Source organism: Aliifodinibius sp. S!AR15-10, from assembly GCF_031569985.1.
In the GTDB taxonomy this organism is placed as follows: Bacteria; Bacteroidota; Rhodothermia; order Balneolales; family Balneolaceae; genus JAMQKA01.
In genome coordinates this window covers 88,600-106,446 of record NZ_JAMQKA010000002.1, presented here as the reverse complement: position 1 = coordinate 106,446, position 17,847 = coordinate 88,600, and the positions used below count along the sequence as shown (strand labels likewise).

Sequence of the window (17,847 nt, the reverse complement as noted above, 5' to 3'; positions counted from 1 at the left end):
TTGGTTCGTTATAATAATTCTGATGAACTATAACGACCTAAAGCCTATGCTGCAAATATTATACGGCAAACTACATCTCGGTATCCCATGAGGCTGGATACCCCTTGTCATTAAGCTCTACATTGAATTTTGTGGTTGAAGGACCTCCATCATTTACAAACTCTCTAACTCCAAACTGCACAAGATAATCTGCCAAGTCATATCCCTCTTCTTTATCGCGGAGGGAGGCATTCTTTTCCAAGAGGTCCGAAATTGTAATGTCACAAAAATAAGATAATCCTTCAGCCTTATCTTGCCAATCCTCTAACGCTCCCAGATCTGGAAATAACGTCACCCTTCTGCCCATCAGGGACTTGCAGCGTTGCGGTTTAAGGTTGGATTTTGCCCCCGCTGCCAGCCATATGAATTCAGGAAAATAAGCGCTACTGATAATAGCCGTTTTCTCACTTTCCACGATAGCAACGGGAACAGTTTTATCGTCTGTTAGCAGATGTTCACCAAACAGGCACTGTTCAAGATGGAAGGAATTGTAAATAATGCTATGCACCCAATTGATATGGTTATAAGGATGCTTCACGCGGTGCCCACAGTCATCGTAAAGCATTACTTTGCCCGTGCGAATATTGCCTTGAATATCTATTTGCCAAAAAACGGTTGCCCCTTCCCAATACCTGGATGTTCCAATACTATACGTGTCAATTAGGTTGCGAACTGTATCTATATCAAACAGGGAGCGTAAATACTGTATAAATTTATTTCGCTTATACCCTTTCAGGCTGGCCCTGAAATATTTTTGGGGTATATAGTCGGTGGAATTTGGTATTTTCTGAAATTTATGTTCAGACTTCCCAAATGAAGAATTCCAGTTAGCATACCCATGGTTATAGGGATCCTTGAAATATCCACAGCTGCTTTCCCGGTCACAACGTCCATAATCTTCGGGGAGGTAAGTACCTTCTTGAAAGTCTTTATACCTAACAAACCGCTTCTTTCTACATTGCGGACACTGGAACTTTTTACTGCTCTCATCAAGCCTATAACGATATCTTTTAATCTCTTGGCTCATAAATAAGTTTTTTCTATAACTGCATTTGCTACATCTCCTGCATCCAAAAGGCTCTATTAGCGTTAAATGAAGGTTCTATGTAGCTGATGTAGCAAATGTAGCTTCTAAAGAAAAGTTTTAAGGCTGGGGTTTCTGCAGATATACTACATTACCTACCGCCTTTCGCGTAACTTTAATCCCACTATTTATAAGACGTTTTTTAAATTTACTTTTGCCTACTGGGTAGTACCCATCTTCACCACAAAATCCTTTATACTCACTAAATATTTTGGAGAGTCTCACATATAATTCAATGGATTTTTCGTATTCACTCTCATTTAGAAATTTCAACACTGAATCCGATTCAAGGCGGTATATTTCATTCTGTTTCTCTACCGCTTCACAAGATGTGAATCCTCTCTGCCTTAGCAGCCTTTGAAGTCCTTCCAAGACCCAATTAAACACTCCTGAAAGCTCATTTCTAATAATCTTTGCAGCTAACTCTTTATCCTGTTCGGACTCCGGGATCGTTTTATCAAAAGGGACAATCATAAATCGCCTAAAAAAGGCGTTCGTATGCTCTACATCTGATGGTAGCTCGTTGCAGTTAAAAATGAGCTTTGCATATTCGGTAAGGGTAAAAGGATCACCGTAGGGCAGACGAGCTTCAACAGGTTCGCCAGAGACTAATTGCTTAAATAATGCCGTCTCCATATTGCCATTTATTTCACTGGCATAGTTTAATAGGCGGTTTGCCAACTTAGCTCGGTAATACCCTGACTTGTCTGTTAATGACTGAAGCGTGTACGTTGAGACGTTTTCGCTGCCAAGAAGGGCATTAACGATCTCAAAAAACACGCTCTTCCCATTCGCCCCCGTACCGTAGAGTATTAGGGCTTTCTCAAGTTTAAGGGCAGATGAGCTAACAAAAACGTAACCTATATACTCTGCAAGCAATCTCTGAATTTCCTCATCAGGTAATACGTCATCCAAATATTGACTAAACATGGGCGCAGAGGCATCCTTGTCATATCTAAATGGTAATTGATAGGTAAGGAAATCTGTTTGCTTAGGTTGACGAACCTTAACAGGCTCCTTTCTCGCCGGATTAATCTCGACAGTCCCATTTTTAAGATTTATAAGGACAAGCTCATCAGGTTTTTCTGGAGTTGGCAGGTAGGCAATACTCATAAATTGCTTGAGCAGCTTCTCCCGGAACTGGTAGTAATGGGCATCAAATTTATTAACCCCCATTTTTCTGGCTGCCTGGCCTAGAAAGTTTTCCAATTGTTCTTCCGCAAGCTGACTCCAGTAGGCGCCATTGTATAGGTAGATAAAGTCATGCTTCTTACACAGCCCCCAATTATTGTCAACAGCAAGTTCGAATATTTTTTCAATTGTAATTACTATGAAGTGTTTATTGTTGAGTTTGTCAACCCCGGCCTCTCGGTAAAAATTTACCTCTTCAACCATTTGAAGTAATTTCTTTAATACCTCTTCATGAGGATTAGAGGATGGCGGATTGGCGTGTTTTAGCACACCGTTTTTTAATTTCTCTGGTGTTATAAAATCCATTTTATTCCCCGTCCTGTCCCTTTACTTCTGTATTGGCATCCATCCACTCCATAACTTCCGATTCACGGAATCCTACAGCGTTTTTAGAGATCTGGACTTTGCGGGGGAAGTCAGGCTCCTTCATTCTATCATAGAGTGTTGACAGTCCAATTCCTAAGTATTCGGCAAGTGCTTGTGGTCGTATTAATTTTTCCATGACGGTCAGTAGATTTATTCGTTCTTGTTTGTTACTGACCGTAGTTTAAGAGAATTGCTCGGAACCTGTTAACGACATAATATAATGTCATTGACATAACTAATTATGTCATATCATTTGGGAGAGCTTCTACTATTCTTCTAATAAGATGTCTTTTCCCAATACCTTTTTCGGAATTTATTCCCACCCCTTTTACCATTACTGGATGGTTGGTTTTAATATACTCGAAAATCTGACTTTGATTAGCTTTCCCTTTATAGCGACCTGATTGATGAATAAATCTTTTACTTGATTTATCCTTAGTGCATTCTCGAACAATTTCTTCAATTTTCTCTTGTGGAACTTCCTCTCGTAAAGGTGCACCAAGACCTTTGTTAGCAGTTTGCATTTCATTTTTTTCGTCTTCAGGTAAATTGTTGTAATACTCTAAGATTGGAGGGTAGTTTTCATCAATAATTTTACCGTTCAAAAACCATAGCGCTTTATTGTGATTAACAGCTATCCTAAGCCTAGGAAGTATTTCTGTAAAAAAATCAAACAATAATAGTGCTAGTTTAGCCTGCTCATCGAGTCCTACAATTCCATAAAATCTTTTAATTTTTTCTTTGATATCACTAAGCTCAACTTCACGCTTACTGTAATAATCCGGGTTTTCAATGTTCCATTTTATTGATTGTACTATCTCATACTTTAAATTCTGAAGCTCTTCTACCTTGTCTGTTTTTAATGATTCACTCTCCTCTATAGCTTTTTCTAGACTCTCATCGGCTTCTGCCAATGATCCATTTAAATTTTCTCGGATATCATCAGCTCGATTTTTAGTCTTTTCTTCAATGATACAAAATTCAGCTAGTATCGGTATATGGTCAGCTTTCTTCTTACCAGCTTGATTATAGTATTCCACATATTCATCATATCTATCTCGCATTGTATAACTATCTAATTCACTCATGCACTTTCTATATTGTAAATTTTAGCTTCTGATTTCTCACCTGAGATTATACTTTTAACCCGCCAACTCCAACGATTTAATGCTTCAAGCTTTTTATCGGTATAGTTATACCACTGGTAATGCTTGCCAGTAACTCCCTCAACCTGATGATTCAAGATTTTTTGAATTACGATTTGATCAACGAGACTTTCTTCCAATTTAGTAGCAACTGTCCGTCGAAGATCGTGAAGCCTAAAATCTTCAACTGAGGTTTCCTCTTGAATTTTCTCCGTGGCACTCTTGACGCTGTTTAATGGCTGACCGTCAATCCGTGGGGACTCGAATATGTAGTCACTTTTACCTGTAATTGGCTTTAGCTTCTCTATTAATTTCATGACCATTTCAGACAATGGCACCTCGTGTTGCCGAGAACTCTTGGTATTTTCCTCAGGTATTGTCCAAATATCAGCTAAAAAAGCTTTAGGCTTTGGCCTTCCATCTTCGTCTATCTCGATGCGCTTACAGGGCTTATCTCTTTGTATATCCGACCATTTCATTTGCATCGTTTCAGTCCTTCGTTGCCCGGTCAGCAATAGGATTTTATAATAAGTTTGAATGGGTTCAGGTGTCGTTTCCCAATACTCCCAAAGCTCTTTTATTTCATCTTCATTGTAAACTCGATTCCTCACATTCTCACCTTGGTCAAAAACAGGCGTGTTAGCTACCGGGTTGGCTTGTAGCTTTATTCCAACATTCTTTAATCCGAAATCGAAAATTTTGGATATCGTTGATCGAATCCGATTAGCCATAGTAAATGCATCCTCTTCAAAGGCTTTGTGATTTAATACCTCACGGACATGATGGTCTGTCATTTCCGAAACATATAATTCGCCCCAATTGTGCTTCTCTAATAGCTCCACATCTATTATGCGTTGATATTCATCCCGAGTGCGTTCAGCAAGCTTAGGTAGATGTTGCTTTGAAAAAATATCGGCAAGTTCCTTGAACGTTAATTCCTTGGGCTTGTATTTCCGTTTCTTTTTCTCCTCCTGCGGATCGATCCCATTATTTACTTTAACTTTTAACTCCCGCACTCGTGCTCTTGCATCAGATAAGCTATAACCTGGAAACTTTCCAATTGTATATCGTCTATTTTTACCAGCAAATCGATATCGGTATGCGAAGGTCTTAGTACCGGCTTTTGAGAGTCGTAAAATTAATCCAGACTCATTTTCATCATAGTATTCAATCGGTTTTTCGGGAGGCTGTAATCCTTTAACAAATCGGTGTGTAAGTTTCTTTCCTGGCATATGATTTTTTATTAACCCTAACATTCCTGACTACTAATCAGACATGCGAGGATATTAATGGTTGTTCTATTCTTTTGTTACCCAAACCCAAATTTGGGTAACATTTGGGTAACAAAATACCTGGCTTGGGCCGTAAATGCCCGTAACCGTACGGAATAAAAATACGCTCTAGTATTATGTGAGTCAATGACTTACCGAAAAATTCGTAAATACTCGGAAACCTTCGTAAATGCTTAAAATCTGACTTCGGATCAGAAGGTTGAGGGTTCGAATCCTTCCGGGCGTACATCTCTAAAACAGTACATAAACCCCGCTTATTTAATTATAGGCGGGGTTTTTTTGTTGTATTTGGCCCACCTTTCTACCCCTTCTGCATGAAATATTTTCATAATTCATACATATTTTACTGGACTGATGTCACATATGATGTTACATTACTCTCCAACCTTAACTACTCATATGAAAAAATATGGCCAGTCTAAGAAAACGAAATAACTACTACTCTATCGTTTTTGCCACGCGGGTTGATGGTGAACTCATTCAAAAAACCTATGCTCTTGGGACCAAGTACAAAAAGATAGCCGAGCAAAAGAAACACCAATACGAAAAATTATATGAAGCCGGTGAGATAAATCCATTTGCTGATGATTGGAATCTGCAAGAGTATGAAAAGATGCAGGAATTGAAAGGCACTTCTGTAATAAGTCCCATCTTAAATGAACTTCAAAAGAAATTTTTAAGAGAAAAGACAAACGTAACTGCTAAAACCAAGAAAACTTATAAGTACATCATACGTCAGTTTATGGAGGGAGTGGGCTATACAATGCCCGTCACAAGAATTGATGCTGATGATATTCGTGCGTTTTGCCTGCGAGATGACCTAGCCAATGCTTCAAAAAATAATTACCTAAAACACTTGAAAGTATTCTTCAATTGGCTGGTAGCGGAAGAGTACATAGAAACCAATCCCTGCGATAAAATTGCCTTGCCTAAGGTACGAGATAATCTCGTTGATAAGATTATTGAAGAGGATGACCTTGATTTAATTTTTAAAAAATTTCGAGAGTATCAATTAAAGCACAAAAAGGCTCGTGCTATCCAATCCTCAGATCAAATGCAGCTTTGGTTTAAGCCACTAATCACTCTGGCTTTTTATACTGGTATGAGACGTAAAGAAATCATCCAATTGAGGTGGGAGCATATCAACCTTAAAGAGGGATTTATTAGAGTTACTGATACTAAAAACGGTTCTGAACGTACTATTCCAATTTTTGAAACTTTATATTGGCGTTTAATTGCCTGGAAAAAACTTATGGGCAATCCTAAAAAAGGATTAGTTTTCCCGAGTCCAAAATCAACGCCTGATCGAGAAATTGCAATGACGGGGGATAATGTCTCCAAACGTTTTAAATTCTATGCCACTGAAGAAGCCGAATTAAAGGACACTATTAACTTTCACGGGCTTCGCCACTCTTGTGCAACTTATTTATTGCGCATTGGTTTTAATGTCATAGAAGTAAAAAATATGCTTGGCCATAAAAGCCTTGAAGTTACCAATCGCTATGTTCACTTGGTTGCGAAAGATCTAATGCGTTCTGCCAACAAAAATGGTAAAATGAATTATCTGAATGAAGCATAAGATACCGGCTACAAGGTTTGACGCCTTATCAAAGAGAGATTTGCTACTTAAGCTTACTGCTGATCGGTTTTCCAAACTCTCCAATGATTTAAACTTTGAATCAGATATTAAACGCTATCAGGCTACCAGTATTACAGCCATAGCATACTTGAAAGAGACCAATCAATATCGCAGGCAACTTCAGCTCTGCCTTAAAAATTTCGCCGGTAGAACAGCCGAGACCTTTCGCCCGGAGTTTATTTCAGCCGTTAAAAAACTATACCAGCAGCATTTAATAAATCTTGGCCGGAGCATTATTGAATTTTCAGAGCAGAGAGTAAACCGAAAGAAATTCCTGGATTTAGATTTCAGTGGTGCTGAGATTAACAATGCCCACTTCTCCGGGATCTTGGAGAATCTTTTTAATGAGTATGGGGAAGGCGTTCTTAATCTGGACCATGCTCCCTGGAGATGTAGAATGGCCCGCATCTATAATTGCTCAAAAGATACCATGAACCGATTGGAAGGCAAGCTTCGGACCATTGGGCAATTCGGTTGCCTCGATGATGCTATTTCATTTTTAGAGGTCCGCATAGGCTTGCACGGCAAATATACCTTTAAGGTGTTAGTTGATAATTTGGATGAACTAATCAATGATTTCCTTATTGACAGCTCCAACGGACATATCAATAAAGTGAAAGCCCAAAAACCAGTTGATGAACTTGTAAAAGAAGCAGCCGGGAAATACGAAGTTCTGAATTCGCCTACCTATCTCGTAAATCCAAAAGCTTACAAGTCAATTCTCAAACACCGGATCAAATCCACTCTGAAAAACAGATAGTTTTCATAAATCAGGTGAAATCTGTATAAACAAACCTATCCTTCTGTCAATGAGAGCCTGGTTTTTCAAGAACAATTACAGATTTTGATTTTCAGTACCAAAATCCCCCTTTGATTTTCAAAATCTGTTTTTTCCTTGAAGTGTTTTTAATTAGGGATTGCCTTTTCTTTAGCGCCATAAAATTTTTGCAACCCCAAAGATATCATCTATGAATTCTCCAGACCCCAAAGAAAATTTAATGGCTACCATTGCCATCCTCGACGCCAAATTAGATACCATTCTTAACAAGCTGAACGCAGAACCTGACAAATCAAAGTTCATGACAGCGAAAGAAGTTGAAGCTCTAATTGGATTACATCATCGCAGTATACTCAATAGAAGCAACCTCCCTCCTGAAGACAAAAACTTTGTACCATTTCACCGGTTTGGAACACGCCGAAAATATTTTGAGCGCAAAGTCATAGAAAAAATATTTTTGCCATAAGTGTAACAAATCACGACTAAAATACTCTTGTATCTATTTATTTTTGTAACTAAAAAATAAGTCAAGTAGGAGTGACCTATGCTCAATACCAGTGAACCAACATTACGGGTACCCAATACAAAACAGATCAACAGTAAAAAGAAAGTGCTTACTCTTATCGAACAGCTTTCTTCAGTAGTTCAAGAAGTGCGCTCTGAACATCCGGATCAAGTCGCAGGTGCGGTTGCTCGGATAGCTGATCTTCGATATCACTTACAAGCTTCTTAATCTCTTTCATGCGGTTATCAAGCAACTGCTTTTCTTTCAGCTCTTCGCTAATATCGGCCATTTCATTAACGGTAAATGGTGAGCCCTCTCCCGTTAATAGCCAATTAAGATTTATCCCTGATTGTGCAAACCGTATTAGCGTGGAGCTGTTTACTTCCGTCTTCCCTCCATTTTTTATTTCTGAAATCACAGACCGATTTACGCCCGTCTCCCGCTGCATTTCAGACACATTTCCATCGTAATACTTCTCAAGCAGATACCGGACATTATCTTGTAATGTTTCGCCAGGTTTTTTCTCCAACATTCCTCTTTTCCTATCCTATTAGTTTTATTGTGATTGGAACAAATACCCTTCCTAAATATTTTCGATCACATCATTATTTGTTGTTTCGTTACTATCACATCACTACATTATCCCTGTAGGTATCGGTAACGTTTAACTGTAACCATCCGATTATACTACTTACCCATAAATTTTAAAAGACAGAATTACGCTTGTGAACGGACCAATAACAAAATATGAAATTAATCGATTACGCTTAGCCGTCATAAAAGGCCAGATAATGGAGCAATATGATACCTATGATGATTTTCGGAAAATCCTATTTCCCGAAATAAAGCTAAACACCTTCCGGCAATGGTTCAAAAAACCATACTACATTTCAGATCATCGCTTGTGCAAAATGGAACAAGAGTTAGGAATTTCGGAGCAGGTTCTCACCCTCATTCTCAACAAGAAATTTGATCTTCCCATGGGAGCTCTTTGTAAGATCAAAGGCATTCGACTAACCCTTTAACCAATCGCAACCTATGGCCAAAATACGTACGCGCTATACCCTTGGGGATACAATCCAGTTTATTGGCAGCGATGGCAAGCCGCGCAGGGAAATCGTCCGCATGATCGAAACACAGATCGTAGAAGGTTACGACCTCTGGGTGATTTATGGATATGGAGAGAACCTCTATGATCTGAACCACGTGAGTGAACAAAAAATTTTAATATCTCAACGACAAATAAATGAGCAGCAACACCCGGGAAGAGTCCCTAACACTCCTGTCGCCAAACAACCGGCAACAACCCGATGACTACGGGCCAGCAGTATCCAATTCTCAAAATGAACCGTTCGAATATGTCGACAGCTCCGATCCCCTGGATTTTGGTTGGTATCGCAATGAAACCGATGGCACCAGTCGCAGGATCGGCACCTTCGATATCGAAATACACTCCAAGATCATTCGCTACAATCCCGAAACACTGAAGTGGGATTCGACGCTCTATGAATGCCAGGTGAGCTGGCTGACTCCAGAAACCCGAAAACTTACACAAAGCGAGCTGTTCGTGCTGGAGCCGGAAGACCTACTATCAAAGAAAGCCTTCCAGATTCAGATCTTTAAACATTCCTACCAGTCGGCTCGGTTTAAGTCGGATGATGAGATTCTCTTTTTCATGAGTTTCCTGTGTAACCGCTGGCAGCCGCAGACGGTCTATGAGTTCAATTACTACGGATTTATCGAGCACCACGGGTACACCTTTTATCTGACGCGCAATGCCTTAATCAATATTCCGGATGACCACCTTCGGGAACCCCAATACATGATAGCGCCCGACAAAGACTCTGGCCTATTTCCCATGGTAGCTGCCGACACTACCTTTTACGTGAAGCCCGGACGGATTGAACCGGCGCCGCTGTTTGACCTGCCGTCGCCCACGGATGGATTTTACAGTGAAGAGGAGCATCATTTGTTTACCGGTAAAGAGCTCCAGTACTTCATCGAAAACGTACGTGACAAATTTGGGGAGCTCATTGCCGGCCAGCAACCCGAAAAGAAAGCCGAGGGGTACTTTATTTTCTCCTATATGCTTTCCTTTCTGTTTTTTGACGAGATCTACGATGTGTTTAAACATGTCGTGTTTCTGTACCTGTTTGGCGAACCCTCAACAGGAAAAGGTCAGCTCTCACAGATAATGCTCAATTTTTTCGGTCAGTCGTTTACGGACGTAGATTCCAATCCTACGCTCAAGTCCGCCGAAAACAAGCTAGCCAACCATAGTAAGATCCCAGTGATCATGGATGAGTTTGTGCCCGGGAAAGGCAAGATCACGCCACAAGTTTTTAACATGTGGTACGAATTGAGACAACGTGGGGTAAGCGCCTCCCACGATCGGACCCAAAACGCCTGGAGCCCGGTGCGGTCGCAGCTGATGTTTATCTCCAACTACAAACCGACCGAAGATCACTTTCGCTCGCGGTGTATTATGATTGAATACGGGAAAGACAAACGGGGTTCGGTGGATAATCTTTGGTGGTTTGATAGTCATAAAAAGGATATGCAGCGACTTTTCCTGTCGCTGCTTTACACCTTTAATGACTTTAATCGGGAGTTGTTCAAAAGTGAGCTACTCTGGACCAAGCGCCTGCTTACCGAAGCCGTTGAGGAAGAACTGGAGCGTAGAAGTGACCAGGAAGGCGTGCGATTTCAGATTAAGGACCGGCAAATCGAAAATATGGCGGCCCTTATTACCGTGGATCTATTTGTTTGTCGTCCCAGTGACGTGCAGTTCGCGGAATTTGTGGGCCAGTCAGCTCAAGAAAATCAAAACTCCAAGGTAAGCGAAGAGGACCTCAAGGAGATGCAGAATCTGCTTCGGGATTCGCGCGTATCCACCGAAATATTTCGTTATGGAGTGGAGTTTCTAGCCAATTCCGCTGAGCGTGAAGTGCACCAAACACCACTTCAGCAGTTCTTGGCCAGTATTGAGATCATGAACGATAACGGGGAGCTACCGAAACGATACTACGGCTGGAATACGAAAGACGGGCTGGTCATGTACTGGAGCGGTATTTGGGATGCCTACACCAACTATAACAAAGGCCGGGAGTATATCAGCCAGGATATTATTCGGGAAGAAATTGAAGCTCTTGACCTCCACGGAAAAGCCAAAACGAATTATTACAGTTACGAAGATCCGGTGAAGGGTACCGTCAAAGAAAGTCGACATGGCTACCATATTCCCCGCAAACATCTAACGCCAACCTGGCTTCGCGCCTTTGGCAAGCGGGAGGAGGCGAACATCATGTTGGAAGAGCAAGGCCGCCAGCCGGCCACCGAATACCAGACAAGCACCGGTGATAGCTCGCCACCATTTTAGGTGAAATAGGAGAAATCTATGATTTTCTAAGAATTTAAAAACACCGTCTTATTTTCTTAGAACTTCCATTTCTCCCCCAAACAACACCCTGTAGGTATAATAATAATAGTTAGTTAGTAAATAATAATATATCTAAGAAAACCACTAAGAAATGACTAAGAAGTCTAAGATCGGTCTAAGATATCTAAGATGAATCTTTGCCAATTTCTTAGACACTTAACTGGTAGTTTTTACTGCTCTTAACCTTGGCCTCTAAGAAAATAAGAAAGACTATGTCTAATTTTGAAAATCCTGAAAATACCACCAACCCGATGGGAAGCATGTCCTCCAACAATGAAGATTTCATGACGATTGGCGAAGCGATCAGCTACATGTGTGAAAAGCTGGGACGCATCTCACGGACCACCTTCTACCGGTGCGGCTATCGTAAAATGATAACCGTGCGCAGTTACGGGCGGAATAAAAGTACCGGCCGTGAAGCCGTTAAGCTGTGCCGCAAATCAGAAGTCGATGAAATCATTCAGACCATTCAGGAGAATCCCCATGCCGAAAACATCTAACCGCGTAGATGAAATGCCGATTAACCGACAAAAAATGGTAAAATCATCTATATCTACTGAACCTCTGGCAACAAAAGTAGATGAAATCAACAGCCAGTATCACGATTACAACAGACTCCATCTATTTGTAGATGAAACCAGACAATTCATTCAGGTGAATTATATAAATGATGATGGTTTTGATGTCCCATTGACCGGTTGGCTTGATATGGGACAAGTTGGGACGTAACTCCAAAACTTCCAGCGTATGTTTTGCCTGGATCCCAACCGTATAGATCATTTTTTCGAAATAGATGAGGCTACAGCTATTGTAGCTATAAGCTGTCTTCGGCCTACGAGAAAACGCCCGAGGGGAATTGCCAACGGGTTTACCTATATGCGTCAGGCTTATCAGGGAGTAATACCCCGGCGAAAACCTATTTCTGTTAAACCAAATAAAGGAGAAAAAGGGCTTTTTGATATTATGGATGGGAATTCGACCTATTTTGTCGCGAAAAAATTGGGAATGAAATTTTTGCCTGTATTAATTCAAAATTAATAGGCATTATCCCAATACTCTTTACCCTTCGAATGACTTGAAAGCTTTATGATAAGATATGACAGATTTTAAAAAACCCTGACACGACGATGTCACAAGGTGTATTATTTTAATCATACGGAAATTTTTCTCAACACTAATACATGCAAGAATTCATCAGATTTAAGCCTATGTAATTTGGATTAATAATTAATCTAAATTATTAAAATTCATCACTTTTTACTGCTACAAAATATATTTAGTTTTTTAGCGACCATTAGATATTATGGAAATAATAATTAGAATATATAACTTTTAAAATTTGACTCCTTCAATTGGAAGATAAAGCCCTAAATATTAAAAAATTATTAGGCTTAGAAAGAGGTACTATTTCTATCCAAGATGAAGATGATAATATCCCCCATCCAAAACTTCATTATAAAAAACTTGGCTCACAGCTTGATATTGACGAAATCTACTTTTCAGGAGACTATCCTACGATATATATAAAGCATGTAAAAAAGTTTGATAAAGAAGTTCAAGGCAAAATTAGGGAACTTCAAAAAACAATTTGGAATCAGGGAAAGGTTGCCTTTCTATATGTTTCAAGTACAACAGAAATAAGGGTTTATAACTGTTATCATCGACCAATCAACCCTAATGATGAGAACCAGGATATAAATGATACTTTACTAATCAGTGCATCAAAAGATGATAACAAAGCACTTAAAGAATTAGTTGACGTTTTTGGGAAAGTTTCAATTGATACTGGCACTTTTTGGAAAAAAGAAGACTATGCCAAATCTCTCACAAACCAATCACGAGTAAATGAGGCGTTAATTAAAAATCTACGATATACTCGTAATAAATTATTTAATGAATTTGATGTCCCCCTAAGTATAATACATGACTTACTTCTTAGGTCGCTATTTCTTTTATATTTGGAAGATAGAGGGGCCACTAATAAAGAATTTTATCAAGATTTCCATTCCGATGCTAAGAGCTACTATGATATACTAGATTTAGGCCCTGATATAACATATCAGCTATATGCAAAACTTGAAGCATCATTTAATGGAAACTTATGCCCAATTACTGAAGATGAAAAGAGTATAATAACAAATGAACACCTTAAGTTTGTAAAGAACTGCTTTTGGGATGAGATAGAAATAAATGGACAAAAAAAGTTATTCGACTGGAAGGCATTTGACTTCAAACACATTCCAATAGAGCTCATTAGTGAAATATATGAGGACTTTATTTTAAATGAAGAGGGAACAGAAAAAAAATCAAAAGACGGTGCTTATTATACTCCACATTCTTTGGTTGAATTTATTTTGAATAAAGCCCTTCCATGGGGAGATCCTTATAAAAATCACAATGAGACAAACGTTAAAATATTAGATCCAACATGTGGATCAGGTATTTTTTTAGTTGAAGCTTTTAAAAGATTAGTTGATAGATGGGAATGCAATAACCCAGGAAAGAAAAAAACTTTTGATGTCTTAAAAAATATAGTAGAAAACAATATCTATGGGATAGAATATAATCCTGAGGCAATAAAAGTCGCGGCATTTAGCATTTATTTAGCAATGCTTGACCAGCTAGAACCAAGATCATTATGGAAGGATAAAAGGTTTCCATATTTGATTTTTGATCCCGAAAATGAAAATAAAAAGACAACTGGGGCCAATTTATTCTTGATGAGTAGTTTAAAAGATGGGCCCTATTCTGAAATTGATTTTGATCTGGTAGTTGGAAATCCTCCTTTCAAAGAAGGTGATTTAGATAAAGAGACCACACGTTATGTAGATGAAAGAGAGTTTCCAAGGGAAAAAGTGGTCGCATTCTTACATCGCGCCGCAAAATTATGTCCAAATGGTCAGATAGCCCTTGTTGCAGGTGCAAAACCTGTATTGTTTAACATGGGAACCAAATATCAGTCATTTAGAAGATATTTGTTTAATGAATGTGATGTTAAAGAGGTTTATAATTTTGCAAGTCTAAGAAAGACCAGTAAAAAACATGGCGGAAATTTATTTGAATCTGCTGTAGGGCCTGCATGTGTGTTATTTTACAAAGCAACTACAGAAAATTTAAATACTGATAAAATCATCTACTGTTCACCTACAACTGCTATTAGAAACAATTTAATTGATGGAGTGGTTATTGACCAAATTGATCTGAAATATTTGCCAAAAGAAGAATGTCAGAAAGGTGATTCAAAAATTTGGAAAATAGCCATGTGGGGAACTAGTCGGGATTTCCATTTGATCAGGTCTTTAAGTAGTAATCCCAGTCTAGAAAATGAGTTTGAGAAATTTAATTGGTCATGGGGTAATGGGTATCAAACTTCAAAACCCCAGAATAAAACTGATAAAGAAATTTCCAAAATTCCAACGCTAGATACCAGATCAATCAAGAGATATAAAACTGGATCTGATGGATTAGTTAAAACACCAGATCGATTTAGAAGATTGGGGGCTAAAGAGGCTTATTCCGGGCCACACGTTGTTTTAAAAAAGGGACTAAAGAATAAGAAGTTCTGTGCTTCTCTAGTGGAATTTGATAGTGCTTTTAGAGACGGTGTGTATGGAATTTCTGCTCCTGAGAAAGAGATAAAACATCTTAAAGCTTTAACTGCATATATCAATTCAAAACTATCTAGCTATTTCTTGTTTTTGAGTATTTCATCATTAGGTGTTGAAAGAGAGCAAGTTATGCTTGAGGAGTATCTATCCATGCCAAGTTTCCTCGGAGAGGTAGAAGAAGCTAAACTAAATAAATTAGCTTCTTTATACGATGAAGTTGTTACTGAAAAAGAGAATATCATGAAAACCGAAAATCAAATTCAGGTTATCGAAGAAAACATAAACCAAGTGATTTTCGACATTTTTGATATCTCCAAGGAAGAAGAATATTTAGTAGAAGATATGGTGGAGTATTCTTTGGATCTTTTTCTGAATGGTGAAACCTCCCGCGCTTTGAAACCCAACAATAAATCAGACACTCAAGATTACCTCAAAGTGGTGTGTAACAACATCAATGAGCTATTAAGTAATAATCAGGAAGAAATAAGAGCAACCGGCAAAATTTTTAATTTACCCAAATCCTTTCCGCTTAGCCTAGTTAGCGTGGTATTTGATAAAAATTCAAATGATAAAACTAATAGGATAAAAGGAGCTGAGTATAAGCAGGAAACTAGTGAAATTCTTAAAGAGATTGAGGAGTACACATATGAAAAATTTTCTGAAAGCATATTCTTTAGAAAGATAGTCAAATATGAGTCTGGGAATGCAGTTTATTTAATAAAACCTAACGAAAAACGCTTTTGGTCTAAATCTCAAGCTCTAAACGACGCTGATAAAATTATTTTTGATATCTTAGAAGAGTGATTCAAATGGGAATATTTGACGGATCATCAAAGAAAATAAAACCTCAAATACGACAGGGGTTAATCAACAAATGTTGTGAGCTATTATTAGAAGGGTATGAGGCCATGGTAAAGGCAAAGGAATATGAATTATCATGGGATGAGGAAAAGCTCACTGCAAATTTGATTTCACATATGCAAAAATCTGAGATAATTACAAGATTCCAGATCGACATCACTGCTGAGTCCCGTGATTATGATGAAAAAATAACCAAAGGCACTAAATCGGCTAAGAAAGCTGGAAAATTGGATATACGGATTTCAATCTGGGGAGGGGGCTGGTTCAGCAGTAAAAAGAAGATGATTTACGTGATTGAAGCTAAAAACTTATCTCAAAGTGATTGGAAAAAAAAGACAGGTGCACACGTAAATGCTAGATACCAAAAGAAGAGATATATAAATAAGGGAATAGATCATTTTATTTCAGGCCATTATAAAAATGGTTGCCTATCAGGTTACGTAGTTCAAGGAAAATCAAAACAAATAGTTAAAGATATAAATACAACCTTAAAAAATTCGAATCCTTCAAGAGCAGATGAGGTACTATTACCTAGCGACAATATAGATCAGTGCTATATCTCTACTCATGACAGACAGGATAAAATGGAACTAGAACTTAAACATTTTATGCTTAAGCTTAACTAACTCTGATAGGACAGCTGAGTGAGTTCTTCTACCATCATGTTCACTTCTGTTATGAGAAAAAATAATAATTGAGCTGATGTAACACAGATTGGCTTGAATACATCCCAAAGCTCTAGGACCTGTTCTTTCAATAAGACTAAAAAGTCTTTAAGGTCTTCGACAAAAATCTGGAATTTTTCAGTTGCGCTTCTCAAAGCCTCAATACTTTTATCTCTAAAGTCATCAGAAACAAATAACCCAGTTATTGCTGTTAAAGCAAGCCCAATTACAACTTCCTTTGGAATTTTAGAAGCAGAATTAAAGAATAGTTCAACAACACCAATTATTGCATTAATAAAGTCTTTTAGTACATCAATTAAGGCTTTAATAACATATGCAATCAGTTTATATAACATCAGTACAGTTGCAGTACCTGTACCAATCAAGCCGATAGAAAAAGTACCTTGATTAAGATTTGCAACAATTCTACCTGCGTCATTCATCTCCCACACTTTTACATCAGACTGGTGATCAAACACCTTATCCAAAGACATAATAGCATGACCATCTAAATCAATTGCTAAAGCCAAGTAGGGAACATCATCTCTGTCTATTTCACCAATTTGACGACTGGCTTTTACCCACGCATCAATAAAATAAGCATCCTTGATTGTAATTTTTGACAAAATATAATCGACATAATTTATAGCCTTGTCTATACTATCGGGAAAATGCTTCACAATTTTCTCATATAGCTCTTCCTTTAGTTTCACAGGACCATAAGCATCAACAAATCCAGAGTTTAATAACCTATATATAAACGATTCTTCAAATTTATCATCGTTTTTTATAAACCCTCGTAATTGAGCAAGTACAAAGTTATTATCTAAAACTACTGTTATAGTAAGTCGAGAAAACCCATCAATTGAAGGTAAAAATTTTAGAAATTCTTCTTTCATCTCTTCAGACATATCACGCCCGAATTCTCGATAAAGTGATTTCCACTTTACGCTTATCCCAGGAAACTTTTCTTCTAAAGACTCTGATAAATCACTTTCTATATCTTCTAAAGTTATTTCATTGCTCATTTTTTGATTATCCATTTCAAATTTTGATGTATGTAATAAAGGTTAAATTTCTAACCTTAGAAATCAAAAGCGTAATCTTTGCTATACATTCAGTAGAAAAATGGGGAAATAATCATGGGATCGGTTAATTGTGATATAAAAAAGCCTACTTCTCTGAAGAGAACAAGGCAGTTAAATCCCAATTATTTAATTTAACTATTTATTAAG

At 38.2% G+C, this 17,847-nt stretch carries 17 protein-coding genes; 10 read left to right on the top strand and 7 right to left on the bottom strand.

Annotation, left to right across the window (positions count from 1 at the left end):
- Positions 1 to 70: 70 nt before the first annotated feature.
- From NC796_RS02070 to NC796_RS02050, 5 genes are all read right to left on the bottom strand, one after another.
- Positions 71 to 1,066, bottom strand: coding sequence for a DUF6371 domain-containing protein (locus NC796_RS02070; RefSeq protein WP_310681631.1), 996 nt, complete (start codon positions 1,064 to 1,066; stop codon positions 71 to 73).
- 117 nt (positions 1,067 to 1,183) lie between these two features.
- Positions 1,184 to 2,620: a phage/plasmid primase, P4 family gene (locus tag NC796_RS02065; protein ID WP_310681629.1), complete on the bottom strand. Its 1,437-nt coding sequence runs from the start codon at positions 2,618 to 2,620 to the stop codon at positions 1,184 to 1,186.
- A 1-nt stretch (position 2,621) separates the two neighbouring features.
- Positions 2,622 to 2,816, bottom strand: a complete 195-nt coding sequence (locus NC796_RS02060; protein ID WP_310681628.1) for an AlpA family phage regulatory protein — start codon at positions 2,814 to 2,816, stop codon at positions 2,622 to 2,624.
- Positions 2,817 to 2,919: 103 nt separating this feature from the next.
- Positions 2,920 to 3,768: a hypothetical protein gene (locus tag NC796_RS02055; RefSeq protein WP_310681627.1), complete on the bottom strand. Its 849-nt coding sequence runs from the start codon at positions 3,766 to 3,768 to the stop codon at positions 2,920 to 2,922.
- Positions 3,765 to 5,057 (bottom strand): tyrosine-type recombinase/integrase, encoded by a 1,293-nt coding sequence (locus NC796_RS02050; protein ID WP_310681626.1) that lies wholly within the window; start codon positions 5,055 to 5,057, stop codon positions 3,765 to 3,767. Before NC796_RS02050 ends, NC796_RS02055 begins: the two co-directional genes overlap by 4 nt.
- Positions 5,058 to 5,526: 469 nt before the next feature.
- On the opposite strand from NC796_RS02050, the gene NC796_RS02045 reads away from it, so the two are divergent.
- The 3 genes from NC796_RS02045 (at position 5,527) to NC796_RS02035 (ending at position 8,000) form a co-directional block, all read left to right on the top strand.
- Complete coding sequence (locus NC796_RS02045) at positions 5,527 to 6,696, top strand: site-specific integrase (protein WP_310681625.1); 1,170 nt, start codon at positions 5,527 to 5,529, stop codon at positions 6,694 to 6,696.
- The gene (locus NC796_RS02040; RefSeq protein ID WP_310681624.1) at positions 6,686 to 7,516 is read left to right on the top strand and encodes a hypothetical protein; all 831 of its coding nucleotides are present in this window, start codon (positions 6,686 to 6,688) and stop codon (positions 7,514 to 7,516) included. The genes NC796_RS02045 and NC796_RS02040 overlap by 11 nt, the downstream gene beginning before the upstream one ends.
- 208 nt (positions 7,517 to 7,724) lie before the next feature.
- A complete protein-coding gene (locus NC796_RS02035; RefSeq protein WP_310681623.1) occupies positions 7,725 to 8,000 on the top strand; it encodes a hypothetical protein in 276 nt (91 codons plus the stop codon).
- Positions 8,001 to 8,154: 154 nt separating this feature from the next.
- On the opposite strand, the gene NC796_RS02030 is transcribed toward NC796_RS02035, so the two are convergent.
- Positions 8,155 to 8,571, bottom strand: coding sequence for a hypothetical protein (locus tag NC796_RS02030; RefSeq protein ID WP_310681622.1), 417 nt, complete (start codon positions 8,569 to 8,571; stop codon positions 8,155 to 8,157).
- 506 nt (positions 8,572 to 9,077) lie between these two features.
- On the opposite strand from NC796_RS02030, the gene NC796_RS02025 reads away from it, so the two are divergent.
- The 7 genes from NC796_RS02025 (at position 9,078) to NC796_RS01995 (ending at position 16,573) form a co-directional block, all read left to right on the top strand.
- Positions 9,078 to 9,353: a hypothetical protein gene (locus NC796_RS02025; RefSeq protein WP_310681621.1), complete on the top strand. Its 276-nt coding sequence runs from the start codon at positions 9,078 to 9,080 to the stop codon at positions 9,351 to 9,353.
- The gene (locus NC796_RS02020; RefSeq protein ID WP_310681620.1) at positions 9,286 to 11,418 is read left to right on the top strand and encodes a hypothetical protein; all 2,133 of its coding nucleotides are present in this window, start codon (positions 9,286 to 9,288) and stop codon (positions 11,416 to 11,418) included. Before NC796_RS02025 ends, NC796_RS02020 begins: the two co-directional genes overlap by 68 nt.
- Positions 11,419 to 11,690: 272 nt before the next feature.
- A complete protein-coding gene (locus NC796_RS02015; protein WP_310681618.1) occupies positions 11,691 to 11,978 on the top strand; it encodes a hypothetical protein in 288 nt (95 codons plus the stop codon).
- The gene (locus tag NC796_RS02010; RefSeq protein WP_310681616.1) at positions 11,962 to 12,207 is read left to right on the top strand and encodes a hypothetical protein; all 246 of its coding nucleotides are present in this window, start codon (positions 11,962 to 11,964) and stop codon (positions 12,205 to 12,207) included. The genes NC796_RS02015 and NC796_RS02010 overlap by 17 nt, the downstream gene beginning before the upstream one ends.
- A 147-nt stretch (positions 12,208 to 12,354) precedes the next feature.
- Positions 12,355 to 12,516: a hypothetical protein gene (locus NC796_RS02005; protein WP_310681615.1), complete on the top strand. Its 162-nt coding sequence runs from the start codon at positions 12,355 to 12,357 to the stop codon at positions 12,514 to 12,516.
- Positions 12,517 to 12,830: 314 nt separating this feature from the next.
- Positions 12,831 to 15,890, top strand: a complete 3,060-nt coding sequence (locus NC796_RS02000) for an N-6 DNA methylase (RefSeq protein ID WP_310681613.1) — start codon at positions 12,831 to 12,833, stop codon at positions 15,888 to 15,890.
- A 5-nt stretch (positions 15,891 to 15,895) separates the two neighbouring features.
- Positions 15,896 to 16,573, top strand: coding sequence for a hypothetical protein (locus NC796_RS01995; protein WP_310681611.1), 678 nt, complete (start codon positions 15,896 to 15,898; stop codon positions 16,571 to 16,573).
- On the opposite strand, the gene NC796_RS01990 is transcribed toward NC796_RS01995, so the two are convergent.
- Positions 16,570 to 17,655 carry a PIN domain-containing protein gene (locus NC796_RS01990; RefSeq protein WP_310681606.1) on the bottom strand — a complete coding sequence of 362 codons (1,086 nt, stop codon included), beginning with the start codon at positions 17,653 to 17,655 and terminating at the stop codon, positions 16,570 to 16,572. The genes NC796_RS01995 and NC796_RS01990 overlap by 4 nt on opposite strands.
- Between the last annotated feature and the right edge of the window lie 192 nt (positions 17,656 to 17,847).